The organism is Stenotrophomonas sp. YJH_SMC_105-26 (assembly GCF_059368915.1).
This window is the reverse complement of the sequence record NZ_JCAFSD010000001.1, coordinates 1259748-1283339: the sequence shown is the minus strand read 5'-3', so window position 1 is coordinate 1283339 and position 23592 is coordinate 1259748. Positions and strand designations below refer to the sequence as shown.

20 protein-coding genes are annotated in these 23592 nt (G+C 67.5%); 14 read left to right on the top strand and 6 right to left on the bottom strand.

The features are described 5' to 3' along the window. The first annotated feature begins 31 nt into the window (after positions 1–31). From AC5P7F_RS05830 to AC5P7F_RS05820, 3 genes are read left to right on the top strand one after another with little or no spacing between them, the layout of a single operon-like run. On the top strand, positions 32–1357 hold the full coding sequence (locus tag AC5P7F_RS05830) for an ABC transporter permease (RefSeq protein ID WP_049439340.1): 1326 nt from the start codon (positions 32–34) through the stop codon (positions 1355–1357). A 10-nt stretch (positions 1358–1367) separates the two neighbouring features. After that, a complete protein-coding gene (locus AC5P7F_RS05825) occupies positions 1368–2582 on the top strand; it encodes an FtsX-like permease family protein (RefSeq protein ID WP_032958343.1) in 1215 nt (404 codons plus the stop codon). 53 nt (positions 2583–2635) lie between these two features. Continuing rightward, positions 2636–3331 carry an ABC transporter ATP-binding protein gene (locus AC5P7F_RS05820; RefSeq protein WP_032958346.1) on the top strand — a complete coding sequence of 232 codons (696 nt, stop codon included), beginning with the start codon at positions 2636–2638 and terminating at the stop codon, positions 3329–3331. Between the two features lie 79 nt (positions 3332–3410). On the opposite strand, the gene AC5P7F_RS05815 is transcribed toward AC5P7F_RS05820, so the two are convergent. Beyond that, positions 3411–6761 (bottom strand): autotransporter domain-containing protein, encoded by a 3351-nt coding sequence (locus AC5P7F_RS05815; protein ID WP_164077784.1) that lies wholly within the window; start codon positions 6759–6761, stop codon positions 3411–3413. Positions 6762–6935: 174 nt separating this feature from the next. Here AC5P7F_RS05815 and AC5P7F_RS05810 point away from each other — a divergent pair, with 174 nt between their 5' ends. The 3 genes from AC5P7F_RS05810 to AC5P7F_RS05800 all read left to right on the top strand — a co-directional run bounded on the left by AC5P7F_RS05810 (position 6936) and on the right by AC5P7F_RS05800 (position 8096). After that, entirely contained in the window at positions 6936–7349 is a 414-nt protein-coding gene (locus tag AC5P7F_RS05810) for an SLOG cluster 4 domain-containing protein (protein ID WP_049439235.1), read from the top strand. A 91-nt stretch (positions 7350–7440) separates the two neighbouring features. Then, complete coding sequence (locus AC5P7F_RS05805; RefSeq protein WP_032958391.1) at positions 7441–7641, top strand: hypothetical protein; 201 nt, start codon at positions 7441–7443, stop codon at positions 7639–7641. A 104-nt stretch (positions 7642–7745) separates the two neighbouring features. Then, positions 7746–8096: a VOC family protein gene (locus tag AC5P7F_RS05800; RefSeq protein WP_032958352.1), complete on the top strand. Its 351-nt coding sequence runs from the start codon at positions 7746–7748 to the stop codon at positions 8094–8096. 15 nt (positions 8097–8111) lie between these two features. Here the strand turns inward: AC5P7F_RS05800 and AC5P7F_RS05795 are convergent, their stop codons facing one another. Continuing rightward, positions 8112–8741, bottom strand: coding sequence for a TetR/AcrR family transcriptional regulator (locus AC5P7F_RS05795; protein ID WP_032958354.1), 630 nt, complete (start codon positions 8739–8741; stop codon positions 8112–8114). Between the two features lie 124 nt (positions 8742–8865). On the opposite strand from AC5P7F_RS05795, the gene AC5P7F_RS05790 reads away from it, so the two are divergent. Further along, on the top strand, positions 8866–10338 hold the full coding sequence (locus AC5P7F_RS05790) for an MFS transporter (protein WP_049404761.1): 1473 nt from the start codon (positions 8866–8868) through the stop codon (positions 10336–10338). Positions 10339–10349: 11 nt separating this feature from the next. Here AC5P7F_RS05790 and AC5P7F_RS05785 read toward each other — a convergent pair whose 3' ends face one another. Beyond that, positions 10350–10655, bottom strand: a complete 306-nt coding sequence (locus tag AC5P7F_RS05785; RefSeq protein ID WP_164077944.1) for a KGG domain-containing protein — start codon at positions 10653–10655, stop codon at positions 10350–10352. 194 nt (positions 10656–10849) lie between these two features. On the opposite strand from AC5P7F_RS05785, the gene AC5P7F_RS05780 reads away from it, so the two are divergent. Further along, entirely contained in the window at positions 10850–12334 is a 1485-nt protein-coding gene (locus tag AC5P7F_RS05780) for a DUF4434 domain-containing protein (RefSeq protein WP_197602985.1), read from the top strand. 4 nt (positions 12335–12338) lie between these two features. On the opposite strand, the gene AC5P7F_RS05775 is transcribed toward AC5P7F_RS05780, so the two are convergent. Next, a complete protein-coding gene (locus AC5P7F_RS05775) occupies positions 12339–12803 on the bottom strand; it encodes a MarR family winged helix-turn-helix transcriptional regulator (RefSeq protein WP_164077942.1) in 465 nt (154 codons plus the stop codon). Between the two features lie 49 nt (positions 12804–12852). On the opposite strand from AC5P7F_RS05775, the gene AC5P7F_RS05770 reads away from it, so the two are divergent. The 3 genes from AC5P7F_RS05770 to AC5P7F_RS05760 all read left to right on the top strand — a co-directional run bounded on the left by AC5P7F_RS05770 (position 12853) and on the right by AC5P7F_RS05760 (position 17499). Then, positions 12853–13764, top strand: a complete 912-nt coding sequence (locus AC5P7F_RS05770) for a S41 family peptidase (RefSeq protein ID WP_164077946.1) — start codon at positions 12853–12855, stop codon at positions 13762–13764. 98 nt (positions 13765–13862) lie between these two features. Next, positions 13863–14756 carry an NAD-dependent epimerase/dehydratase family protein gene (locus AC5P7F_RS05765; protein ID WP_014648518.1) on the top strand — a complete coding sequence of 298 codons (894 nt, stop codon included), beginning with the start codon at positions 13863–13865 and terminating at the stop codon, positions 14754–14756. Positions 14757–14967: 211 nt separating this feature from the next. After that, positions 14968–17499, top strand: a complete 2532-nt coding sequence (locus tag AC5P7F_RS05760) for a methyl-accepting chemotaxis protein (RefSeq protein ID WP_053495245.1) — start codon at positions 14968–14970, stop codon at positions 17497–17499. A 78-nt stretch (positions 17500–17577) separates the two neighbouring features. Here AC5P7F_RS05760 and AC5P7F_RS05755 read toward each other — a convergent pair whose 3' ends face one another. Beyond that, on the bottom strand, positions 17578–17964 hold the full coding sequence (locus tag AC5P7F_RS05755; protein ID WP_014648516.1) for a DUF2628 domain-containing protein: 387 nt from the start codon (positions 17962–17964) through the stop codon (positions 17578–17580). A 217-nt stretch (positions 17965–18181) separates the two neighbouring features. On the opposite strand from AC5P7F_RS05755, the gene AC5P7F_RS05750 reads away from it, so the two are divergent. Continuing rightward, on the top strand, positions 18182–18352 hold the full coding sequence (locus AC5P7F_RS05750; protein ID WP_005419553.1) for a hypothetical protein: 171 nt from the start codon (positions 18182–18184) through the stop codon (positions 18350–18352). Between the two features lie 60 nt (positions 18353–18412). Here AC5P7F_RS05750 and AC5P7F_RS05745 read toward each other — a convergent pair whose 3' ends face one another. Further along, positions 18413–20458 carry a TonB-dependent receptor domain-containing protein gene (locus AC5P7F_RS05745; RefSeq protein ID WP_164077941.1) on the bottom strand — a complete coding sequence of 682 codons (2046 nt, stop codon included), beginning with the start codon at positions 20456–20458 and terminating at the stop codon, positions 18413–18415. A 495-nt stretch (positions 20459–20953) separates the two neighbouring features. On the opposite strand from AC5P7F_RS05745, the gene mdoH reads away from it, so the two are divergent. Both mdoH and AC5P7F_RS05735 read left to right on the top strand, forming a co-directional pair. Further along, complete coding sequence (gene mdoH, locus AC5P7F_RS05740; protein WP_164077940.1) at positions 20954–22879, top strand: glucans biosynthesis glucosyltransferase MdoH; 1926 nt, start codon at positions 20954–20956, stop codon at positions 22877–22879. A 50-nt stretch (positions 22880–22929) separates the two neighbouring features. Then, positions 22930–23589, top strand: coding sequence for an alpha/beta hydrolase (locus AC5P7F_RS05735; protein WP_046432661.1), 660 nt, complete (start codon positions 22930–22932; stop codon positions 23587–23589). Positions 23590–23592 lie beyond the last annotated feature (3 nt).

Genomic DNA, 23592 nt, shown 5'->3' with positions numbered 1-23592 from the left:
GTCGATACAGGGTGCAGAAAAGGGTGCGGGCATGCGCAGACTGGTCTACTGCGCGCAGGTGGCGCTGCACAATACACTGCGGAGCAAGGCCATCACCGCCCTGATGGTGCTGGCCATCGCGGTGGGAATTGGAGCCAGCATGACCACCTTGACCGTGGTCTACCTGCTGTCCGGCGATCCCTTGCCCGGGCGCAGCGGTGACCTCTACTACCCCCAGCTGGATGCCAATCCGAACTCGAAGGGCCGCGAACCGTACGACGTGCTGGACTATCGCTCGGCCTTCGACCTGTGGTCGTCCGGGCGCGCGGACCAGCAGACACTGGTGGTTGCCAATCCGGTCAAGCTGCGGCCCGATCAGGGCAGCGCGCCACCGGTCATCCGCTCATCGATCTCCACCACCACCGACTTCGCGACGATGTTCGCGGTGCCGCTGGCGCATGGACGCTGGTGGTCGCGCGAGGAGGATGACGCGCGCGCACGTGTGGTGGTGATCTCGTCGGAGCTCAACGAGCAGATGTTCGGTGGGGGCGACAGTGTGGGGCAGACACTGCGGGTCAAGGACACCGCGATGCGCATCGTGGGCGTGCTCGCGCCCTGGCGACCCTCGCCGCTGTTCTACAAGGTGCGGGGCGGCCGCTTCAGCGGCGGCAACACGTCGGGCTTCTTCGCCTCGGCCGATGATCTGTTCATGCCGCTGACCTCCAGCCTGGAGATCAATGACGGCGACTTCGTGCCGTTCACCTGCTGGTCCACGCCGGAGGAGCGCGGCCGGCTGCAGACCGCGCCGTGTGTCTGGGTACACCTGTGGGTCAAGCTGGACAGCGCCGCCAAGGTGGCCGCCTATCAGCGGTTCCTGCAGAACTATGCCGCTGAGCAGAAGGCCCTGGGCCGGATCAGCCACGCCGACAACACGCGGCTGCGCTCATTGATGCAGTGGCTCGACTTCAACCAGGTGGTACCCAGCGACGTGAAGCTGCAGGCCATCCTGGCCTTCGCCTTCCTCGGGATCTGCATTGCCAATGTGGTCGGTCTGCTGCTGGCGAAGTTCCTGCGCTACAGCGGCGAGATCGGCTTGCGTCGCGCACTGGGCGCAAGCCGCGCGGCGATCTTCCTGCAGTGCGTGGTCGAGGCCGCGCTGGTGGGGGCACTGGGTGGCACGCTGGGCCTGTTGCTGACCTGGCTCGGCCTGAGCGCGGTGCGCAGCCAGCCGGTGGCCTATGCGGACCTGGCGCGGCTTGATACCACCATGCTGCTGTTCACCCTGGCGCTGTCGGTGCTGGCCAGCCTGCTGGCGAGCCTGATTCCCGCGATCCGTGCCAGTGCGGTCCAGCCCATCGCCCAACTGAAGCTTCTGTAGAGGAACCACCATGCAGATCGGCATCGTACTTTCGGCCCTGCGCAGGCACCGCCTGGCGACCTTCCTCATCGCGATGGAGATCGCATTGGCCTGCGCCGTGCTGTGCAACGCGATCTTCCTGATGATCGAGCGGAACGCTGCAATGCAGCTGGTCAGTGGCCTGGACGAGTCACGGCTGGGGGTGATCCAGCTCGACGGCATCGATGCCGAGCGCGCCAACGATGTCAACGCGCGGGTCGTTGGTGCATTGCGGGGGCTGAGCGGCGTGACGGCGGCCGGGCTGGTCAGTGCCATGCCGTTCGGCAGCCCGGGCATACGCGCCGGCGTCAACCTGGACGAGGACCAGCAGGTGCCCGGCGGTGTTCTGGATTTCTACCTGGCCGATGCCGTGGCCCTGGACGCGCTGCAGTTGCACCTGGTGGGGGGGCGCATGCCCGGTGCGGACGAGTTCGCACCGACCGATGAACTGGTGCCGGCCAATCCCCCGGCGCTGGTCACCCAGGAGCTGGCCCAACGCTACTGGCCCGGCGAAAACGCCGTGGGCAAGAGCCTGTGGGCGATGGACACCCGGCTGCGGGTGATCGGCGTGGTCGAGCACATGGCCGTATCCCGCCCCGGCCGCGGTGAAGCCAAGGGCTCGGACTGGTCGGTGATCGTGCCCGCATCGCAGGGGCCGCGCCTGACCGGCCGCTATCTGGTGCGCGCCGAGGCCGGCGACATGAACCGCGTAATGCGCGATGCGCAGCAGGCAATCCGCCGTGTCGCGCCGGACGTGGTGTTCGATGTCGAGGGCAGCCGGCGGATCTCCGAACTGCGCGAGCGGCATTTCGAAGGTGACCGGGTCATGATGGGGCTGCTGGGCGGTGTCATCATCGCACTGCTGGCTGCCACTGCCCTGGGCATTGTCGGACTGGCCAGTTACTGGGTGGAGCAACGTCGCAAGCAGATCGGCATCCGCCGCGCGCTGGGGGCCACGCGCACCGATGTGATGCGCTATTTCCAGATCGAGAACCTGCTGATTGTCTCCATCGGCATCGCGGCCGGGGCTCTGCTGGCCTACGCGATGAACCTGACCCTGATGCGCTTCTACGAACTGCCGCGCCTGCCACTGCTGTACCTGCCGGTGAGTGCGGTGATCCTGCTGCTGCTGGGCCAGGCGGCGGTACTGCTGCCGGCGCTGCGTGCCGCGGCCATCGCGCCGGTGTCGGCCATCCGTTCGTTGTGAGTCCCGCAGCGGCCTTGGCCGGTCGCTGCTTCCATCTGAAAGCGAGAATTCCCATGCTCAGGATGCAAGGCGTCAGCAAAGTGTTCCAGGTGGGTGAAGTCATGACCCATGCATTGCGCTCCATCGACCTGTCGGTGCAGGAGGGCGATTTCCTCTCGATTACCGGCCCTTCCGGCTCCGGCAAGTCCACACTGCTGAACATCCTCGGTCTGCTCGAGGGCTTTTCCGGCGGCCACTACGCGATCGGTGGCGTGGATGTTGGCGGCATGCGCGACGCGGCGCTCAGCGCGCTGCGCAACGAGAAGATCGGCTTCGTGTTCCAGGCGTTCAACCTGATTCCGGATCTGACCATCCAGGCCAATGTGGAGGTGCCCCTGCGCTACCGTGGCATGGCGGCAGCCGAATGCAGGCAGCGTGTGGTCTCGGCACTGGCCCAGGTCGGACTGGGCAGCCGCATGTCGCACTATCCCGGCGAACTGTCGGGCGGGCAGCAGCAGCGCGTGGCGATCGCCCGCGCCATCGCGGGTACGCCGGCCCTGCTGCTGGCTGACGAGCCGACCGGAAACCTGGACTCGCAGATGTCGCAAGGGGTCATGGAGATTCTGCGTGAGCTCAACCAGGGCGGCATGACCATCATCATGGTGACGCATGACAAGGAGCTGGCGGCGTGCGCGGGTCGCAGCGTCCACATCGTGGATGGGCAGATCGTCGAGGTCACAGCGCAGGCCATGCAGGCGCTGTGCGCCTGAGCTGAAAGAGCGTCACCCGCAAGCAGAAGGGGCGGCCGATCGGCCGCCCCTCCTGTTTTCATCGCATTGCAGGCACAGATCAGAAACGCACGGACCAGCGTGCATTCGCACCATGGTCACGGCTCTCGCTGCCGAACTGGCCGCTGTAGCCCAGCTCCAGCTGCTGGCGCGAGGTGAGCCACGCCGACAGGCCCAGTTCGGCCACCACCGCGTTGTCGGCGATCGGCGCGCCGTTGACCGCGAACGTGGAGCTGCCATTGGCAAACGCAAGGTTGGCGACCTGGCTGCGATCCCCCGAGGCACGACGATAGCCGACGCCCCCGCGCAGGTGCAGCCAGCTGTCCTGCTGGAACGAAGCCTTCAGCCCCTTGTCGAAGCGCACGCCGGCGGTGGCGATCGTGGTCCCGGTGTCGTCCACCTTGCCCTGCAGCGCCGCTGCTCCACCGCGTTCGCTGATGCGCTTGAGGTCCACTTCCACGCGCGCCACCTGCAGGTACGGCTCCAGCCCGGCTTCGGGGCCACCGAAGCGATAACCAGCTTCGATGAAGGCCTGGCGGGTGCGGGCGTCGTAACGCGCGCTCAGGCTGTCACTGAAACCTGCGAAGGCGACTTCACGCGTGCTCTTCACCTCGTGCTTGCTCCACGCCACACCACCGCGCAGGCCGAAGCCGGCCCAGGTGTGGCTGGCATAGGCACCAAAGTGCGTGTTGTCGATCTTCGACTTGGCGCGGCGGTCCTGCTGCTTGACGTCGGTACGGCCGGTACCGGCCAGCACGCCGACCTGCCAGCCGGAGAACTCGCGGTCGATGCCGACCAGCAGGCCGTTGCTGTTGGCCTCGGTGCGGGCGGTGTTGAAGTCACCGTCCAGCCTGCTGTTGCCACCGATGGCCTGCACCCATGCACCCGTCGCATCACCCACGTCGCTGCCGGGCGCGGTGGCGCCGGCACGGCGTGACAACGCGGCATCGCGCACGTAGCGGCTGCCCTCGACCAGGGCGATGGCCGTGGCCGGCTGCAGCTCGCCGCTGAGGCCATCGAGCACGCCACCGACCTGCTGCGGGAACAGCTGGGTCAGCGGCTTGGGCAGGCCCTGGGCGATCGGCAGCAGGTCGGCGGCGGCCGCCACCGCACGCTGGTTGGGCGTGTTGGCAGCCGTGGCCAGCGAAGCGCCACGGGCAACGTCGATGCGCGTGCCATTGGCACCGTAGGCCAGGCTGAACTGCAGGAAGGGCGAGAACGCACTGAAGTCGGTCTTGGCGAACTGGCCGCTGATGCCACCGTCGGCACGCAGGACGTTGAACTGTTCGCCGAGGTAATACACGCCCGGTTCCGGCAGGGCGACCAGGGTGCCGCCGAGGGTCGCGGTGCCGGTCACGTGCAGCTGGTCACTGCGACTACCCGGTGCCAGCTCCGCCGCATACACGCCGGTGGCGCCCTGCACGTAGTTGCCGTTGATGGTCAGCGTGCCGATCGAGTTGCCCGGCGCGATGATGCCGTCCACGCGGGTGTTGCCGAGCGTGCCGACGCCCTTCAGCAGGCCATTGGCGCCGACCGTGGTGGTGCCACCGGCCTGCGTGCCGTTGAAGGACACCACGCCGCCGTTGACCACCAGGTTGCTGTTATCCAGCACGCCGCTGGTGCTGACCGTGCTGACGCCACCGGTGGTGGTCAGGGCGGTGGAGACCAGGCTGCCGTTGAGCAGCAGCCGGCCACCCTGGACCTCGACCGCCGAGGTGAGCGTGTTGGCGCCGTTCAACTCCAGCATGCCGTCCTGCACCACGGCGCCGTTGAAGCTGTTGTTGCCGCTCAGGCGCAGCCAACCGATACCGGATTTGGTCAGCTTGCCGGGGCCGCCGATGTCGTTGGTCCAGTTGTCCCACGCATCGCCTTCCCAGACCTTCAGGCCGCCGGCCCTCTGGTTCATCACCACGTTGGTGTCCACGCGCAGCGAGCCATAGCCCTCGATGGCCTTGCGCAGGTCGACCATGCCCCAGCCGTAGATTGCATCGATGCCTGGCGCGCCGAGATCGCGTGCGGTGGTCAACAGCACGTCGCGGACCTGGGCGTTGTCCAGGTACGGGAAGCGCTCCATCAGCAGGCCGAGGGCGCCGGTGATATGGGGGGCGGCCATCGACGTGCCGGTCTTGGTGCCGTAGACGTAGTTGGTGTTCTCGCTGTCGATGATCAGCCGCACGTAGGCGGAGGTGTTCTCGATGCGGCCCTGGATATCGCCGGAGACGATGGTGCTGACGATATCGGTACCGGGGGCCGAGATGCACCAGTTGGCGGCAACCCCGCAGATGCTGGAACTGCCATCGATCACGTAGTCGGTTTCACCTGCGGCGGCGTCGGGCCGGCGGACATTGGCGACCGCCAGCCAGTACGGTTCCAGTTCGGGCTTCCAGCGCGGCATCGAGGCGGTGATGCCGGCAACCGCACCGCTGCCGTTGCCAGCCGACCACACCTGGATGAGAGTGGAGCCCGGGGCATCGCCGTTGTTGGCGTAGATGCTGCCGTACACGCCGTAGTCGGCACCAATGCTGGCGTACTGCTGGTCCAGCGCGGCGGCGGTCATGTTGCGCGTGGAAATGCCCCAGCTGTGATTGATGGCGCGTACACCCTGCGCCTGGATCTGCGCATACATGTCCAGCGTGGCGGCATCATCCGGATCGGTGCGGTACACCGCGCGCGGACGATAGAACCTGTCCGGGTCCAGGCGCCACTCGTAGTAGGTGTCACCGAACACGCGGGCGGCAGTGAGATCCGCACCAAAGGCCACGCCATGCATGCCGGTGCCATTGCGGTTGGCGCCGATGGTGCCAAGCACATGCGTGCCGTGGTCGGCGTAGCTGAAGCCGTAGGGCTGGCCGGCGGCGATCAGGCGTGCCGCCAGTGAGGCCGGAACGCCGGCGCCCAGTCCGTAGTAGTTGTAGCCGGGCTGTTCGCCGCGGGTCTGCCCGCAGGCGCCCGCCCCTGCGACCACGCCCGGCGTCGCACAGTCGGCACCGATGGTGATGCTGGAGGTATTGCGTCCTGCAAACTCCGGATGCGCCAGTGCGGAGCCCGAGTCGAACAGCGCCAGGCGTACGCCCTTGCCGGTCAGGCCGCGCGCATAGGCGTAGTCCGCGCCCATCGCGCCCAGGCCCCAATCGGCGTTGAATTCGTCGCTGCGCCAGCTGGCCGGATCGCCGGGATTGCCAAGAACGGCGGTGCTGCTGGCGGCAGCTGCCGTGGCCGTGGTTGCAGGTGCGGTGCTGGCAGCGGGCTGCGCCCACGCGGCCTGCAGCTGGCGCTGCTGCTGCCAGGCCTCGAGTGATTCGCTGGCCATGGCTGGCAGTGCGGTGGCCAGCAGCAGCGAGCTGGCGACGGCAAGCGCCAGCGGGCGATGCGACAGGGAGCGGGACGAACGGCCGTACAGCGGGTGATTCATCGGACAACTTCCTTGGTTGACGGACAACAAGGCCGTTAACGCCAAGGCATGGCGATATCCCCCAGTAATGTGAAGGGAATTTTATGAACGTGTTAATGTTTTGTGATCGGTGCATGGTGCGGCTCCAGCGGGCAGGGCAACGTGACCCTTCCTTCCGAGGCTTCGGAACCGCCCATGCGTACCGCATTCCGTAAACCACCGTTGGCGATATTGGGCGGTGCCGATCCTGGCAGCGACGCGTTCGAGCGCGCAGCTGGTGGCCAGGTGCCCAGCGTCATCCCGGAAGGCAGCATGCCGCCGGCCGACTGGCCGGCCACGGTGGTGGTGCCCTGTGGCATGGGGGATGCGCGCAACCTGATCATGGCCCTTGCCGGTGATGCCTGCATCGTCAGCGGTGGGCGCGCCTGCACGATCTCGGAGGTTTGGCTGCACAAGCGGCCGCTGCTGCCGCTTGCAGGGGCAGGTGGCGGGTCCGACGCGCTGCCGGACACCCCGCCGGACGAGCGCGGCAATTCGCCGATCCTGCCGTGGCGCAACAGTGATGAGCTGGCCGGGCAACTGCGTGTCCTGGGAATGCTGCAACACTGAGTCCAGCCGCATCCGCCTTCACCCAACGTCCCGGGTGCAGCGCTAAGGTGGCCCGGCCTGGGCTCACCAGGCTTATCAAGGAGTGATGTCGATGCGTACTTTCAGGAAAGTGATCGCCGGTGCTGTGTTCGCGTTGGCCTGCAGTGGGTCGGTGGCCGTGGCCGGACCGGTCCAGCCCTGCGATTTTCCCTGCTGGAAGGCCTACCAGGCGTGTGTAGCCGGTGGGGGTGATGCCATGGAATGCCAGTACGAATACGATCGATGCGTCATGGAGCGCTGCGGCGCGGTGTAAGCCCAGCCATGATCGGCTGATGACGGGCCCCGTCCATGACGGGGCTCTTCTGTTTGTGCGCAGGGTCGGGCACTCTCGGCGCATTCTTCCTGGTGGAGTGGAACATGGCCGTCATGCGTGTCGTCGCCAACATCGCCACGTCTGATCCCGCCCGCGCCGCTGCATTCTATGGCGAGCTGCTCGGCATGCCGGTGGTGATGGACCATGGCTGGATCGTCACCCATGGCGGGCAGGGCAGTGCGCTGGCGCAGGTCAGCTTCGCCAGCGAAGGGGGTTCCGGCGCACCGGTGCCGGACCTGTCTATCGAAGTGGACAACCTGCAGGAGGTGCTGGAACGCATGCACGCGGCTGGCATCGCGCTGGACTATGGGCCGGCCGACGAGCCCTGGGGCGTGCGGCGCTTCTTCGTCCGCGACCCGTTCGGCCGGCTGTTGAACATCCTCGCCCACGCCTGAGCGACGGCGGGCGCTTCAGCGACGGGTGCCGCCACGCTTCGGCGCCGGCGACACGCCGACCATGCGCAGGCAATCGGCCACCACCGCCGCAATGAAGGTGTCGGCGTCCTGCGTGGGCGCAGCGATCAGGTCATCGGTGGCGCCATGTACGCCGGCATAGATCAGCGAGGCCGTGACCTGCGGTGCCGGCAGCTGCCACAGGCCTGCACGGGTGCCCGCCTCGAGGATGTCGAGCAGCTGCTGCTGGATGGCGTTGCGCTCGGCATTGCCGCGCTGGTGGTGGTGATGGTTGGCGTAGACGACGTCGTGCAGTGCGTGCGTGCGCACATAGGTCTCGATGTTGGCGCGGATCCAGGCGCACAGGCGCGCCACGCCATCGTGGGCAGGCTGCTGCTGAACGGCATGGTCGACCTCGGCCATGAACTGCAGCGTGTAGCGCTGCGCCAGCGCCTGCAGGATCTCGGTGCGCGAGGCGAAGTAGGTATAGAACGTGCCCTTGGCCACGTCGGCGGCGGCCACGATGTCACTGATGGTGGTCGCTTCCACGCCCTGTGACAGGAACAGCGCCTGCGCGGCGTCCATCAGCTCTTCCTGGCGGGTTTCAGCGGGTTTGGTGCGGGGCCTGGCGACTGCGGGAATCTGCATGGGGCGGGGTCCGGGTGCGACGGTCGCCATTCTAGCTTCCTCCGGCAATGACTGACCGCCGGTCATTGACTGACGGTCAGTCAGCAAACTACGATGCGCGCACGCTCCCTCCCGGCATCCGCACATGCAACGCTTCCGACGGCCGGCCCTGGTGCTGGCGGCCTACCTGGGCACCTTCCTCGCCTCGCTGGACATCAGCATCGTCAACGTCGCGCTGCCGACGCTGCAGCAGGCACTGCACACCGACATGGCCGGGCTGCAGTGGGTGATCAACGCCTATGCCATCGCCCTGTCCGCAGTGATGCTGTCGGCGGGGCCGCTGGGTGACCGCTATGGCCACCGCCGCATGTGGCTGCTCAGCGTGGCGACCTTCACCGTGGGCTCGCTGCTGTGTGCCTGCGCAGGCAGTCTTTCCGCACTGGTGGCGGGGCGGGCGGTGCAGGGGGTGGCCGGCGCCCTGCTGATCCCGAGTGCGATGCCGATCCTCAGCCATGCATTCCCTGATCCGCGCCAGCGTGCACGCGCGATCGGGGGCTGGTCGGCGTTCAGCGCGCTGGCGCTGGTGCTGGGGCCGCTGCTGGGAGGCGAACTGGTGCAGCGCGCAGGTTGGCCCAGCATCTTCCTGATCAACCTGCCGCTGGGCCTGCTTGCACTCGCGCTGGGGGCCTGGGGCATTCCTGAGCGACGGCATCCGCAGCACGCCGCGCTGGACCCGGCCGGGCAGCTGCTCAGCATCGTCGCGCTGGGTGCACTCAGTTACGGCCTGATCGCGATCGGCGAGCACGGCCTGCTGGCACCTTCGACCCTGCTGGCGCTCGGCATCGCAGCATCCGGCCTGGCGCTGTTTGCGTGGGTCGAGCGCCGCGTGGCGCGGCCGCTGCTGCCGCTGGACCTGTTGGCGAAGCCGGGTTTCGGCATGCTCAACCTGGCCTCGTTCGTGCTTGGATTCACCGCTTATGCGAGCCTGTTCTTCCTGTCGCTGTTCTTCCAGCAGGCGCAGGGACATGGGGCTGCGCAGGCCGGTGCGCAGCTGGTACCGCAGTTCGTGCTGATGGCGGTGGTGTCGCTGCTGTTCGGCCGTCTGGCGGCGTGGTTCGGGCTGCATGCCGCGCTGGTGACGGGCTATGCAATGACAGGCATGGCGCTGTGTGCGATTGCCACGTTCGAGCCGACTACAGCGCACGGCCAGGCCAGCGCACTGCTGATGCTGCTCGGCACTGGCATGGGGCTGGCGGTACCTGCGACCGGCATGGCAGTGATGTCATGCGTACCGGCCGAGCGTGCCGGCATTGCGTCGGCCACGATGAACGCGCTGCGCCAGGCGGGCATGAGCCTTGGGATCGCGCTGCTGGGCAGCCTGATGGGCCTGCGCGCGGTACGCCAGTTCACTGCGACCGCGCAGGCGGCAGGGCAGCCCGCAGTGGCCGCACAGGCGCGCACGCTGATCCTGCAGCCGTCGTCACTGCTGCCGGGGACGCAGATACTGGCCTGGTACCGCGGCGCGATGGCCAGCGGTTTCGGCTGGGCGATGGCTGTCGCCGGCGTGCTGGCCCTGTTGGCGGCGCTCGCCCTGTACCGCCAGTGCAGGCGCGCCTGAGCACGCTGCGGTCAGCCCTGCTGGCGTTGCGGCCCTTCCTTCGTCGGCGCGGGTTCGGTCGCGTGCTGCCGCTGTTGCCGTGCATTGGCGTGGCGCGCGTGCCCGCCTTCGCGGCCGATCGCTGCCATGTGCTGGCGATTGCGGCTGATCGCCTCGCCGCCCTTGCGGCCTGCCACGCGTGCCTCGGCCGGGCTGAACTCATGTGCATTGCCGGACGCATGCGCGGCGCGTCCACCCTTTGCGGCAATCGCGCGCTGCTTGTCCCGGTCCATCGAAGCGAAGCCGCGATGGGAGGTGCCGTGATGCTGGTCAGCCATGTGAAGGCTCCCGGTGCATGGAAGGGGAGCTCATCCTTGCGTGTGCCCGGCTAAGGCAGTGTCCGCACCGGCGGTGCTGCCCTCACGCCACGCCGCACCGGCTTTCACGGCGCAACTACGCCGCTGCGCGATGAGCGCCGCTTGGCTAGGATGGACCGGCATGGCGGATGACCGCCCAGACAGGAAAGGACGCCATGGACAGATTCGGATGGCTTGTACTGCTGGCCTGCGCTGCACCGGCCCATGCGGACACTGCGCTGCTGAGCGGCAGTTTCGTTCACTTCGGTTACTCGTCCACCGATGAGCAGCTGCCAGCGGCGCAGCTGCCGCTGTTCCTCGACGAACTGCGGGACCTGGGCAACGACACGCTCATCATCGGCCAGACCCGCGCCACCCGTGCCGGCGTGGGCTGCGCCAGCAGCGCGCAGGATTTCGAATGGATCGCCGGCTTCCCGGCCAAGCTGGGCACGGTGCTGGACGCGGCCGCAGCGCGTGGGATGAAGGTCGTGGTCGGCACCACCTACAGTTCGGGCCAGTGTGCGGCATTCTGGCAGGGCTCGAACGCTGCAGCGGTGGCGCAGGACGCAGCGCAGTCGATGGCGCAGCTGGCCCAGCAGTACGCGATGCATCCGGCATTCGCCGGCTGGTACATCACCGATGAGCCCGCGCAGGTACCGGACGAGCGTGCGTCGTTCTATCGTTCAATCGTTTCGACACTGAAAGCGGCGACGCCGTCCAGGCCGGTGATGGTGGCGCCCTATCTGGCATCCTCCAGCGTCGACCCGGCCAGCGTGGCCAGTGCTGCGCTACGGTTTCGCTCTGCCACGGGGGTCGACGTGCAGATCTGGCAGGACGGCATCGGCGCGGCGTCGCACGCGAAACTGTTCCAGTGGGATCGACCGGGCTATTCCACCGAGCAGTACTACCAGGCGTTGTCGGCGCAGCTGGGCGCCAGCGCTGTGTGGGCCGACATCGAGCTGTTCAACCATGGCAGCCCGCTGTTCCTTGATGTCGGTAACGGCCTGTCCGGTGCATATCGGTCGGCGTCGGTGCAGCGCATCAACCAGCAGTTGTGGAGCGCGCGTTCGGCTGGCAAGCGCGTTGCCTGGCTCAACCAGTACCACATGTCCGAAGTGGTCGGCCCCGGCCAGGGCTACGGCGAGGCGCCGCGGATGATGAACACCTATCGCGGGTTGTACGGGTTGGGTGCCTCGTACCTCGTCGATCCGGTGCAGACCACCTATCACTACAGCGTGGCGCCGGCGACCAGCTATCCCGACGGCAGCGGCCATGAGCTGTTCGACCGCCGGGTAGGCGACCCGCGCAATCCGATGGACGCGGGCTGGGTAGGCGTGCACGGCAACGTCAGCATCACCATCGACCTGGGCCAGCGCCGACGGGTGGACTGGATCGGCCTGCATACGATGACCCGCCCGGCCTGGGGCATCGTCACGCCGACTTCGGTGGAGGTGATGTGCGCCGAGCCCGGAACTGCCGCCGTAACCATCGGCACGCTGTCGGCACCCTTCACCCAGTCCGGCGTGATGGGCTCGACCGAAGAGGAGTACGTGCTCGGCAATGCAGCCCCCCTGGCTGCGCAATGCCGCACGCTGGAGCTGCGCGTGGCCAACGGCAGCTGGACCTTCCTCAGCGAGATCGAGATGGCTGCAGAGCAGTAACGCCTCAGCGCCGGCGGGCGTCCTGCAGGCGCTGTGCGAAGGGCCGTTGTTCGAGCGCCACCAGTGCATTGCGCAGCACCTGCTCCAACGACTGCCCCAGATCGGCATCGAGGCTGCGTGCCGCCACTGCGGTGGCCTGCCATTGCGCCTGCAGCACAGGCATCGCGCGCTGCGCGCGCGGGCTCAACTGCAGGATGCGTTCGCGCCCGTCGTCACCATTGGCAGTGTGCAGCCAACCATCGCGCACCATCGCCGCCACGGTCTGGCTGAGCGCCGAATGGCTGAGCCCGCAGGCCAGCGCGAGGTCCTTGATCCGGCAGGGGCCCTGCGCCATCAGCGTGCGCAGCACCGGCGTGTAGCGCGGCCGGTAGTCCAGGTGGAGGTGCCGGTAGGCCTGCTCGACGGCCGGGTCCAGCTGGTCCAGCAGTGCGCGCAGCAGGGTACCCAGTGTGGCGTGTTGGAGATCCATGAGCGGGATGATATATAAGCGCTTATATATCCTCAATGCGGGGTGGATGATGGCGGTCTCCTGGATGCTCGGCGCGCTGCTGGCGACGGCCTGCCCGGCGCAGGATGCGGTGCTGCAGGCGGCCGCCAGCGCCGTGCAGGCGCAGTACCTGGACGAGGCGGAGGCCGCCCGCATCGCCGATGCCCTGCGCAGCTGGTCGGCGCAGCAGCGGTATGCGGACAGCTGTTCGGATCCTGCTGCGTTCAGCGCACGCCTGAACCAGGACCTGGACATGTTCGATGGCCACTTCCACGTTGAGCGCGTGGACGCAGCTGCCGGCCAGGACGACTGGTTGATGGCCTGGCGTGCCGATGCCCGCAGCAATGGTGCCGGTGTGCGCGAGGTGCGGGTGCTGGAAGGCAACATTGGCTACCTGCGGTTGAGTACTTTTTACCCGCTGGATCTGGCGCGGCCGAAGTTCGCTGCGGCCTTCACGCTGCTGGCCGACACCGATGGCCTGGTGCTGGATCTGCGCCAGAACGGGGGAGGCGACGATGCAAGTGCCGACCTGCTGGTGCGCACGCTGCTGCACGCGAAGATCGGCGCGGTGCAGCAGCTGGACCAGCGTGGCCGGCGCACGCCGGTACCGCTGCCGCCTGCCAGCCTGCCTGTGTACCCGAAGCCGCTGGTGGTGCTGATCGACCGGCGTACCGGTTCGGCGGCCGAGTTCGTCGCCTATTCGCTGCAGGCCCTGGGCCGCGCGCGCATTGTCGGCACGCGCAGTGGCGGTGCCGCGCATATGTTTGGTGATCCTGTGTTGCTGCCCGATGGCTATCAGATCAGCATTCCCGACCGGCAACCGATCAATCTGCGCACCGGCGGCAATTGGGAAGGCACCGGCGTGAGGCCTGATGTGGCCGGCGGCGACGATCCGCTGTTCATCGCGCGGCAACTGCTGGCGCCTGCGAAGTCGTCAAGATGAACGCACGATTGCATGGCTGTCCTATCGCAGATGCGCGAATGCATGCCTAGAATCGAAGCATCCCGGTAGTTCCCGGGCGCTTCGAGTGAATGGACTCAATGAAGATTCTGTTGACCGGCAGTTCCGGGCGCATCGGGCGCGCGATCTTCGGTGCGTTGGCGGCCGCCCACGAAGTGGTGGGGCTGGACCGCAGCCCGTTCGCCACCACGCGCATCATTGCCGATGTCACCGATCGCCAGGCGGTCACGCGTGCGGTGCAGGGCGTGGACGCGGTCATCCATACCGCGGCCCTGCATGCTCCGCATGTCGGCCTGGTGCCGGACGCGGTATTCCAGCAGATCAACGTGGAGGCAACCGCGCACCTGCTGCAGGCCGCACGCGAAGCCGGCGCACGGCGTTTCGTGCTGACCAGCACCACCGCCCTGTACGGCCATGCCGTGGTAGCCGGTGGCTGCCGTTGGATCGATGAAGACACCGAGCCGCTGCCGCGCACGATCTACCACCGCACCAAGTTGCAGGCCGAGACCCTGGCTGAAGCTGCCGCCACGCCGGGCTTCAGCGTTCGCGTGCTGCGCATGGGCCGGTGCTTCCCGGAACCGCCCGAGCGCATGGCGATGTTCCGCCTGCATCGCGGCATCGACGCCCGCGATGTGGCCAGCGCACATGCTGCACTGCTGCTCGACGAAGGCGCCCGATTCGCCCGCTACCTTGCTTGTGCGCCGACGCCGTTCCGGCGCGAGGACTGCCTGGAACTGGCCACCCACCCGCGCAGCGTGCTGGCCCGTCGCGCGCCGCAGCTGCTGGCCGAGTTCGAACGCCGTGGCTGGCCGCTGCCATTGAGCATCGACCGTGTCTACGACAGTGCCCGCCTGCGCAGTGAGCTGGGCTGGCAACCGTGCTTCGGGCCGGACGACGTGCTGCAGCAGTATGCCGTCGGCAGCATCGAGGTACTGCCGCGCGCGCAGTGGATCAAGGACCGCGTGGCCGAGTGAGGCCATCGCGACGGGCGGGTGGCTGACCCGACCCTGAGCAGATTCAGGAATGTGCAGGCCGGTCGCCTCAACCTCGTTGGCGGGCGGCCGCTAACCCGGTGCGCTTCCAGCGCCGGGCCCGCCCGGCGGCCGGTGGCCTGCGCGACGGATCGCGCGCCTGCGCGGTGCCTTCGTGGTGCCGGTCGTCCTGAACTGCCTTGCGGACCCTCCCATGCCTTCTTCCCGTTCCGCCGCTGCCCGCCGCCCGGGCAGCATCGCCCACAAGCTGATGCTGGGCACCGCCGCGATCGCGCTGCTGTGCTTCGGCCTGACCGCGTTCCTGATCTATCGCCAGGCCAGCGCCAGCCTGATCAGCGCCTCACGCCAGACCATGACCAGCGAGGCGACCGCTGAGGCGCGCCAGGTGGCGGCCGATCTGGGCACCGCCTTTGCCAGCAACGATGCCATGGTTGAAAGCGTGCTGGCCCAGCGCGCCCGTGGTGACGTGCCCGACCGCGCCAGCCTGGCGGCGGTGCTGGGCGAGCAGCTGCGCGCCCATCCCGAATGGCTGGGCAAGAGCACCATGTGGGAGGCCGATGCCTTCGACGGCAAGGATGCCGAGTTCGTCAACACCGAGGCGCACGATGCCACCGGCCGCTACATGAGCTACTGGGCCTGGCAGGAGGGCAAGCCGCAGCAGTCGGTGATGACCGATTACACCGAGACCGCCAGCGGTTCCGGTGACTGGTACATGGTGCCCAGCCGCGACAAGCTGCCGAAAGTGAGCGAACCGTATGCGTATGACATCGCCGGGCAGCAGGTGCTGATGAGTACGCTGAGCACGCCGATCATCGAGAACGACAGGTTCCTCGGTGTCTTCACCGTCGACTTCTCGCTGGCAGCGTTGCAGAAGCACCTGGCCACGCTGAAGCCGATGGGGGCCGGCCGCGTCGAACTGCTGTCGCCGAAGGGCGTGGTGCTGGCCTCGGCCAATGCCGCCGAAATCGGCAAGCCTCGCAACGACGCACTGACCCGCAGCATGCTGGCCGAGATCGCCGCCGACCGCCCCTTCGAGGCCTTCAGCCCCGATGCGGCCGGCAACGTGCGCGTGTATGTGCCGCTGCGCGTGGGCGATGCCCCGCAGCGCTTCGCGCTGGGCGTGGTGATGCCGCATGCGGTGATCGTGGCCGAAGCGCGCCAGCTGCTGTGGCTGACCCTGCTGGTCGGCGTGATCGCCGCGCTGACCCTCAGCGCCGGTGTCTACATACTGCTGCGCCGCCTGGCGATCCGCCCGCTGGCCGAAGCGGTGCGCGTGGCCGGTGACGTCGCCGCCGGCAAGCTGGACAGCACCCTGCCGGCGCGCAGCAACGACGAAGTGGGGCGCCTGCTGGACGCGATGCAGGGCATGCGCGGCCAGCTGCAGGCGGTGATGGCTGCGCAGGCCGAAATGGCGCGCCGCCACGATGCCGGTGAACTCAGCTACCGCATGGATGCCGCGGCGTTCCCGGGCGAGTACGGCCGCATGGTGGCCGACAGCAACCAGCTGGTGGCCTCCAGCAACGCGGTCACCCAGCGCCTGGTTGAAGTGATGCAGCGCTATGCCGTCGGCGACCTCAGCGTGGACATGGAGGCGCTGCCGGGCGAGAAGGCGGTGTTCACCGCTGCGATGGCGACCACCAAGCGCAACCTGGCCGCGATCAACGAGCAGATCCAGCAGCTTGCCGCTGCGGCCGCCGCCGGTGACTTCGCCGTGCGCGGTGATGCACTGCGCTTCGACCACGATTTCCGCCGCATGGTGGAGACCCTCAACACCATGATGGAAGTCAGCGACCACAACCTGGCCGCACTGTCGACGCTGCTGCGCGCGATCGCCGCCGGTGACCTCAGTACCCGCATGCAGGGTGACTTCCATGGGGTATTTGCGGTGATGCGCGACGATGCCAACAGCACCGTGCAGCACCTGACCCAGATCGTCGGCCAGATCCAGCAGTCGGCAGCCAGCATCCGCCTGGCCGCCGGCGAGATCGCCGCCGGCAACAGCGACCTGTCGCGCCGTACCGAACAGCAGGCTGCCAACCTGGAAGAAACCGCCGCGTCGATGGAAGAACTGACCTCCACCGTGCGCCAGAACGCCGACCACGCGCTGCAGGCCAACGCGCTGGCCGGTTCCGCGGCGGGCGTGGCCAGCGAAGGCGGCCAGGTGGTCAGCCAGGTGGTGCACACCATGGAGCAGATCGAGGCGTCTTCGCAGCGCATCGCCGAGATCATCTCGGTGATCGATGGCATTGCGTTCCAGACCAACATCCTGGCGTTGAACGCGGCAGTGGAAGCGGCGCGCGCCGGTGAGCAGGGCCGTGGCTTCGCCGTGGTTGCCAGTGAAGTGCGCGCGTTGGCGCAGCGTTCGGCGGGTGCTGCGAAGGAGATCAAGGAGCTGATCGACGCCTCGGTGGCCCAGGTCGGTGCCGGTGCGCAGCTGGTGCACGGCGCGGGGCGCACCATGCAGGACATCGTCGGTCAGGTCGGTCGGGTCAACGAGATCATGGCCGAGATCTCGGCCGCGTCGCGCGAACAATCGGCGGGCATCGAGCAGGTCAACCAGACTGTGGTGCAGATGGACGAAACCACCCAGCAGAACGCCGCGCTGGTGGAGGAAGCCAGTGCCGCCGCGCGCGCGATGGAGGAGCAGGCCGAGCAGCTGGCGGTGGCGGTGTCGCGCTTCCGCCTGCAGGCCGAGCCGGCGGCCGTGGCACGCCGCGCGGCCTGATCGCGCAAATGAAGACGCCCGGCGGGGGCCGGGCGTCGGTTGCATCCTTGCCGCGCATCCCTGCGCCGGTCTGATGGCTTAGAACATTCCTTCAAACGGGTTCCAGCTGGCGCGACCTTCCACCTTCTCCAGGTAGTAGCTGTAGTTGGTGCTGGAGGCGACCAGCAGATTCATCGCGATGAACAGCATGCGCCCGACGACGTCGGGAAGGAACATGCTGACGATGGCCAGCGCGATGTTGATGCCGATGACCACCAGCGCCTTGCGCCACATGCCCAGGATCAACAGGTAGATCGCACCGAAGAACAACGCGAAGAAGTTCAGGTTGATCTTCAGGCGGTCACCGAACGACAGCGCCTTCCAGGCCTGCTTGAAACCGGGATTCTTGGGCGCGCCATGCTGGCGGAAGAAGTTGAAGCGGAACTGCCACTTCGGGCTGAACTGGGACAGGTCAGTGGTATTCATTTGGGGGAAACATCCCTGTGAGAAAACGTTTTCATGATAAGGCAAGTCCTATTCAGGATCCAAGGGCTGCCGTCAAAAATGTGACGCGTGCCGTGTTCCACGTGCTGCGGCCGGGTGCCGCACCGTCACCCGCCCGCCTTGTTTTTAGGATAGGGTGCGCAGTTCCGCTGCCGCCCCGGTTGGACCCGTGCGGCGGCGGGATGTCCATGGAGGTTGCATGACCACACCTGCTACACCGGAAAACGCACCGGGACCGGTGCTCCTGCCGACACCTGAAGTGGTGCAGGCACAACAACTGCTCGCACGCCAGCAACTGGCGGTGGCGATGGACCGTGCGCGCACGGCCGCCACGCGGGACGCGGCACCGGCCGCGCTGGAAAGCGAGTAACCCGCAATACCGTCGATCGCGCTGGCATGTCGCCAGCGCGATCACGGCGCGTGCCGCCGGTCAGAAGCGCGCGGTCATGCTGAGGAAGTAGCTGCGCCCGGCGACGAAGTAGTCGGTGGAGCCTTCCGCATACAGCTTCTTGTCGGCCAGGTTGCTGACGCCACCGCGCAGGGTCAGCACCTCGTTGACGCTCCATGCCACGGTCAGGTCATACAGGGTGTAGGCCTTGAGGAAGGTCGTGGCGGTGCCGGTCTGCCTGCCGGTGTACTGCGCCGACAGGCTGCCGGAGAACACCGTATTCGGCGTCCAGTCCAGCGACGAGTAGCCGGAGAATTCCGGCGTATCGATCAGGTTGCGGCCGGTGGTCAGGTTCCTGGCTTCCTTCATCCAGGTTGCCGAGGTGCGCCAGCGCCACTGCTCGCCGAAGCGGACGTTGAAGTTGCCTTCCATGCCGCTGGTGCGCGCGCGCTGCACGTTGCTCATGCGCGTCCACCAGATGCCGTTGAAGCGGCCCAGCGGTGCGTATTCGATCTTGTTCCGGAAGTCGGTGTGGAAGTAGGTCACGCCAACATCGATCAGGTCATTGTCGAAGCTGATGCCGATCTCGCGGTTGGTGCTGGTTTCCGGATCCAGGTCCGGGTTGCCGGCCATGTAGCACCCGCCGCGGGTATAACCCAGCGGGATCAGCGAGGTGCAGCCACGGCCGCCGGACTGGGTGGCAGCGGTGGCCGAATTCTCGGTCAGGCTGGGCGCACGGAACCCCTTGGAGACGCCACCGCGGATGGTCCACTGTTCGGCCGGATGCCAGACCAGGTACGCACGCGGGCTGACGTGGCCGCCGAACTTCTCATGGTGGTCCAGGCGCGCGCCCACGGTCAGGGCCAGGGTGCGGTGCAGCTTCAGTTCGTCTTCGACAAAGAGCGCCCAAGTATCCACTTCCAGGCTGGAGCCGCTGACGGCGTTGCCGGCGTAGTCGATCGGCGCGCGGCCGATGGTATCGGTGTTGGTCAGTTCCTGGCGCTTCCACTGCCCACCCACGGCAAACTGGTGTTCAACGCCCAGGGTGAACGGCGTGGTCAGGCTGCCTTCGATGATCGTGTCGGTGGCCTCTGAGCGGCCGGTGGCGCCGATGTCGTTCTTGTATTCGGTCCAGTACGCGCTGAGCCTGGAGGTGCCGAAGCTCCACGTGCCATCGTGGTTGAGCGCCAGCGAGCTGCGCTTGAGCTCACTGGCTCCCCAGGCGCCTTCGTCCTGCTTTTCCAGCGACGCATCGATGAAGGCCTGCTGCACGCCATGGCCGGCTTCCAGCGACAGTTCCTGTGCGTCGCTCAGCTTCCACTGCAGCAGCGCATCGACAGTGCGGTCCTTCTCGCCGGCGTAGGCATTGCCGTAGACACCGTGGTTGGACTGGTCCGAATCACGGCGCATGCTGTTGGCACCGATGCGCAGGCCGAAGCGTTCTCCCAGTGGGCCGGAGAAGGTCGCGCCGATCTGCTGGGTATCGCCGCGCTTGCCATCACCGGGACGGGTGTAGCTGTGGGTGGCGCTGCCGTTCCATTCGTCGCCGATGCGCCGGGTGATGATGTTGATCACCCCGCCCATGGCGTCGGAGCCGTACAGCGAGGACATCGGCCCACGCACCACTTCGATGCGTTCGATCTGGTCGGGCGAGATCCAGTTCAGGTCCTGGCGGCCGAGGTCGGGGCGGTAGTTGGTCGCGGCCGAGCTGCCCATGCGCTTGCCGTCCACCAGCACCAGCGTGTAGTTGGACGGCATGCCGCGCAGCTTGATCTTGGACTGTTCGCCGACGGCGCTGAGGCCGCCGGTCACGCCCGGCACGCGGCTGAGCAGGGTGGCCAAGTCGGGAACCGGCTGGCGCTCGATGTCCTCACGGCTGATCACGCTGATGCTGGCCGGGGCATCCTTGATCCATTGCTGGCTGCCCGAGGCGGTGACCACCACGGTATCCAGATCCTTGGTGGAGGCATCGGTGCCGGCCTCTGCAGCGGCCAGGCCTGGCAGGGCCAGCAGGCAGGCGGAGGTCAGGGCATGGGCCAGACGGGTGCGCGGCAGGCGCGCGGAACGGGAACGGGACGATGGGGACATGGCGGCTTCCATGGGAGGTGGGGTGACCCGGTGGAAGCAGCAGGCGCAGGCAGACAGCAGGCAGCCACCCTTCCGTGGGTCGTCGGTGCGCGCGGTGTGGACCGGCGCAGCTGGGTGGGTCGCGGCCGTGCGAAGACGGTGACCTGCCTGGTTAATGAAATGATAACCGTTCGCGTTTGATACGATCCAGTACCCGGGGCGATGCAATGACATCTGGCCATCCCCCGACGTGATCGCCTGCTATTTGCTGAATGGGGATAAATCCCGGCGTAGGCCTTCGCACCCGGCTTACATTCAGCGCCCTAGACTGGGCCGCATTTTCGATTCCGCCCCGTTGGAGATCGTGTGGGTTCCGGTAGTGACAGACATCGACTGTGCGGCCTGAAGCCGACACAGTCTGGACAAGTGCGGGCGCCGGGAAAGCGCGCCGGGAACCTTGGTGCATGCAGCCCGGCCGGGATGGCCGGCCGTGCCGACGGCGCGGAGTAGGCGGCGATGGGGGTGCAGACCATCCATGCGGAAGCAGAAGCGCCCCGGCTCGACGCCGGCTGGGCGCTGCTGCCCGCTGAATCTCCGTTGCAGATGCCCGAACAGACCCTGCGCGAAGGTGCACTGAAGGTCCGGCGGCATCGCACGTCGCCGCGCCTGATCGGCCTGCGCCGGCTGTACATCTTCGGTGGCACGCTCGGCATGACCGCCGTGGCCACGCGGATGATGTGGCGGGTGCTGTCGGCCAATGGCATCAGCGTGCTCGAAGCCTGCCTGCTGGTGCTGTTCGTTGGCCTGTTTGCCTGGATCGCGCTGTCTTTCGCCAGCGCCCTGGCCGGCTTCCTGACCGCCGTGTTCGACCGTGGCTATCGCCTCGGCATCGACCCGGACAAGCCGCTGCCGACCGTGCACAGCCGCACCGCGCTGCTGATGCCGACCTACAACGAAGACCCGCGCCGCCTGCTGGCGGGCCTGCAGGCGATCTACGAGTCGGTGGCGGCCACCGGCCAGCTCGGCCGATTCGATTTCTTCGTGCTCAGCGATACCCGTCGCGAGGACATCGCCGCTGCCGAGGAGCGGGTGTTCGGCGAGCTGCGCGAGCGGGTGCCGGACGGGCAGATCCGCCTGTTCTACCGCCGCCGTGGTGACAACAGCGGGCGCAAGGCCGGCAATATCGCCGACTGGGTCCGTCGCTTCGGCGGTGCCTACCCGCAGATGCTGATCCTCGACGCCGACAGCCTGATGACTGGCGACAGCATCGTGCGCCTGGTGGCCGGCATGGAGCACAACGCCGACGTCGGCCTGATCCAGACCCTGCCGTCGGTGATCGGCGGCCGCACCCTGTTCGCACGCATGCAGCAGTTCGGTGGCCGCGTGTACGGGCCGGTGATCGCCCGTGGCGTGGCCTGGTGGCATGGCGCCGAGAGCAACTACTGGGGCCACAACGCCATCATCCGTACCCGCGCCTTCGCCGACCACGCCGGCCTGCCGGCGCTGCCGGGGCGCAAGCCGTTCGGCGGCCACGTGCTCAGCCATGACTTCGTCGAAGCAGCGTTGATGCGTCGTGGCGGCTGGGCCGCGCACATGGTGCCCTACCTCGGTGGCAGCTATGAAGAGGGCCCGCCGACGCTGACCGATCTGCTGGTACGCGACCGCCGCTGGTGCCAGGGCAACCTGCAGCACGGCAAGGTCGTGGGCAGCCGCGGCCTGCACTGGATCAGCCGCACGCACATGCTGATCGGCATCGGCCACTATTTCACCGCACCGATGTGGGCAATGCTGATGCTGATCGGCATCGCCATCCCGCTGTTCCAGGAGGGCATCGACTTCAATGCCCTGCTGCACCTGTCGCCCAGCGTGTACTGGCGCGCACAGGACGAAGAGCAGGTGGTGCGCCTGTTCGCCGCCACCATGGCGGTACTGCTGCTGCCCAAGGTGCTCGGTTACCTGGCGATGCTGCTGGACCCGGTCGACCGCCGTGGCTGCGGCGGTGCGATCCGTGCCTTCGTGTCGATGCTGGTGGAAACCGTGCTGGCCGCGCTGATGGCGCCGGTGGTGATGTACGTGCAGTCGCGGGGCGTGGCCGAAGTGTTGTCCGGCCGCGATTCCGGCTGGGATGCGCAGCAGCGTGACGACGGCGGCATCTCGTGGCTGGCACTGATCCGCGGCTACGGTGGCCTGGGTGTGTTCGGCGCCTTCATGGGCGTGCTGGCCTGGGCCGTGTCGCCGTCGCTGGCGGCGTGGATGGCGCCGGTGGTGATCGGCATGGTGTTGGCCATTCCGGTGGTGGCGCTGACCTCCTCGCGTGGTCCGGGCGCCTTCCTGCATCGCCTGGGCCTGCTGGACATTCCCGAAGAGAACATCCCGCCACCGGTACTGGTCCGCGCCGCGCAGCTGCGGCGCGAAGCGGCCGAGCAACCGCCGCTGTACTGATTGCCCCACGCCAGCGGCATAATGCGGCTCGAACTTGAAGGAGCCGCATCATGCTGCAAACGGTGGAACAGGAAACCGGCGCCTCGCCGCAGTGGTCGGTGATCTGGCTGCACGGCCTCGGCGCCGATGGCCATGATTTCGCGCCGATCGTGCCGGAGCTGGTGCGGCCGCACTGGCCGGCGCTGCGCTTCGTGTTCCCGCACGCACCGGTGCGGCCGATCACGATCAACAACGGCGTGCCCATGCGCGGCTGGTACGACATCGTCGGCATGGACTTCCGGTCGCGTGCCGACATGGCCGGCGTGCAGGAATCGGTGGTGCAGCTGGACGCGCTGATCGCGCGCGAGATCGAGCGTGGCGTCGCGGCGGAGAAGATCTTCCTGGCCGGCTTCTCGCAGGGTGGTGCGATCATCCTGACTGCTGCGCTGTCGCGTACCGCGCCGCTGGCCGGCGTGATCGCCCTGTCCACCTATCTGCCCGAAGCCGACAGTGCCACGCGCGTTGAAGGCGCGGTGCAGGTGCCGGTGTTCATGGCCCATGGCAGTGGCGACCCGGTGATTCCGCAGGCCGTGGCGGCCCACAGCGCACAGGCGCTGCGTACGCTGGGCCTGGACGTGGCGTGGCACAGCTACCCGATGGCCCACCAGGTCTGTGCCGAGGAAATCCAGGCACTGGGTGACTGGCTGCAGGAACGGCTGGGCGCGGCCTGAGCC

Coding starts and splice junctions, on each gene's coding strand:
- AC5P7F_RS05830 (WP_049439340.1), top strand. CDS start 32: ATGCGCAGACTGGTCTACTGCGCGCAGGTGGCGCTGCACAATACACTG.
- AC5P7F_RS05745 (WP_164077941.1), bottom strand. CDS start 20,458: ATGTCCCCATCGTCCCGTTCCCGTTCCGCGCGCCTGCCGCGCACCCGT.
- AC5P7F_RS05755 (WP_014648516.1), bottom strand. CDS start 17,964: ATGAATACCACTGACCTGTCCCAGTTCAGCCCGAAGTGGCAGTTCCGC.
- AC5P7F_RS05805 (WP_032958391.1), top strand. CDS start 7,441: ATGCGTACTTTCAGGAAAGTGATCGCCGGTGCTGTGTTCGCGTTGGCC.
- AC5P7F_RS05735 (WP_046432661.1), top strand. CDS start 22,930: ATGCTGCAAACGGTGGAACAGGAAACCGGCGCCTCGCCGCAGTGGTCG.
- AC5P7F_RS05820 (WP_032958346.1), top strand. CDS start 2,636: ATGCTCAGGATGCAAGGCGTCAGCAAAGTGTTCCAGGTGGGTGAAGTC.
- AC5P7F_RS05780 (WP_197602985.1), top strand. CDS start 10,850: ATGGACAGATTCGGATGGCTTGTACTGCTGGCCTGCGCTGCACCGGCC.
- AC5P7F_RS05785 (WP_164077944.1), bottom strand. CDS start 10,655: ATGGCTGACCAGCATCACGGCACCTCCCATCGCGGCTTCGCTTCGATG.
- AC5P7F_RS05795 (WP_032958354.1), bottom strand. CDS start 8,741: ATGCAGATTCCCGCAGTCGCCAGGCCCCGCACCAAACCCGCTGAAACC.
- AC5P7F_RS05815 (WP_164077784.1), bottom strand. CDS start 6,761: ATGAATCACCCGCTGTACGGCCGTTCGTCCCGCTCCCTGTCGCATCGC.
- AC5P7F_RS05800 (WP_032958352.1), top strand. CDS start 7,746: ATGGCCGTCATGCGTGTCGTCGCCAACATCGCCACGTCTGATCCCGCC.
- AC5P7F_RS05810 (WP_049439235.1), top strand. CDS start 6,936: ATGCGTACCGCATTCCGTAAACCACCGTTGGCGATATTGGGCGGTGCC.
- AC5P7F_RS05765 (WP_014648518.1), top strand. CDS start 13,863: ATGAAGATTCTGTTGACCGGCAGTTCCGGGCGCATCGGGCGCGCGATC.
- AC5P7F_RS05790 (WP_049404761.1), top strand. CDS start 8,866: ATGCAACGCTTCCGACGGCCGGCCCTGGTGCTGGCGGCCTACCTGGGC.
- AC5P7F_RS05760 (WP_053495245.1), top strand. CDS start 14,968: ATGCCTTCTTCCCGTTCCGCCGCTGCCCGCCGCCCGGGCAGCATCGCC.
- mdoH (WP_164077940.1), top strand. CDS start 20,954: ATGGGGGTGCAGACCATCCATGCGGAAGCAGAAGCGCCCCGGCTCGAC.
- AC5P7F_RS05775 (WP_164077942.1), bottom strand. CDS start 12,803: ATGGATCTCCAACACGCCACACTGGGTACCCTGCTGCGCGCACTGCTG.
- AC5P7F_RS05770 (WP_164077946.1), top strand. CDS start 12,853: ATGGCGGTCTCCTGGATGCTCGGCGCGCTGCTGGCGACGGCCTGCCCG.
- AC5P7F_RS05750 (WP_005419553.1), top strand. CDS start 18,182: ATGACCACACCTGCTACACCGGAAAACGCACCGGGACCGGTGCTCCTG.
- AC5P7F_RS05825 (WP_032958343.1), top strand. CDS start 1,368: ATGCAGATCGGCATCGTACTTTCGGCCCTGCGCAGGCACCGCCTGGCG.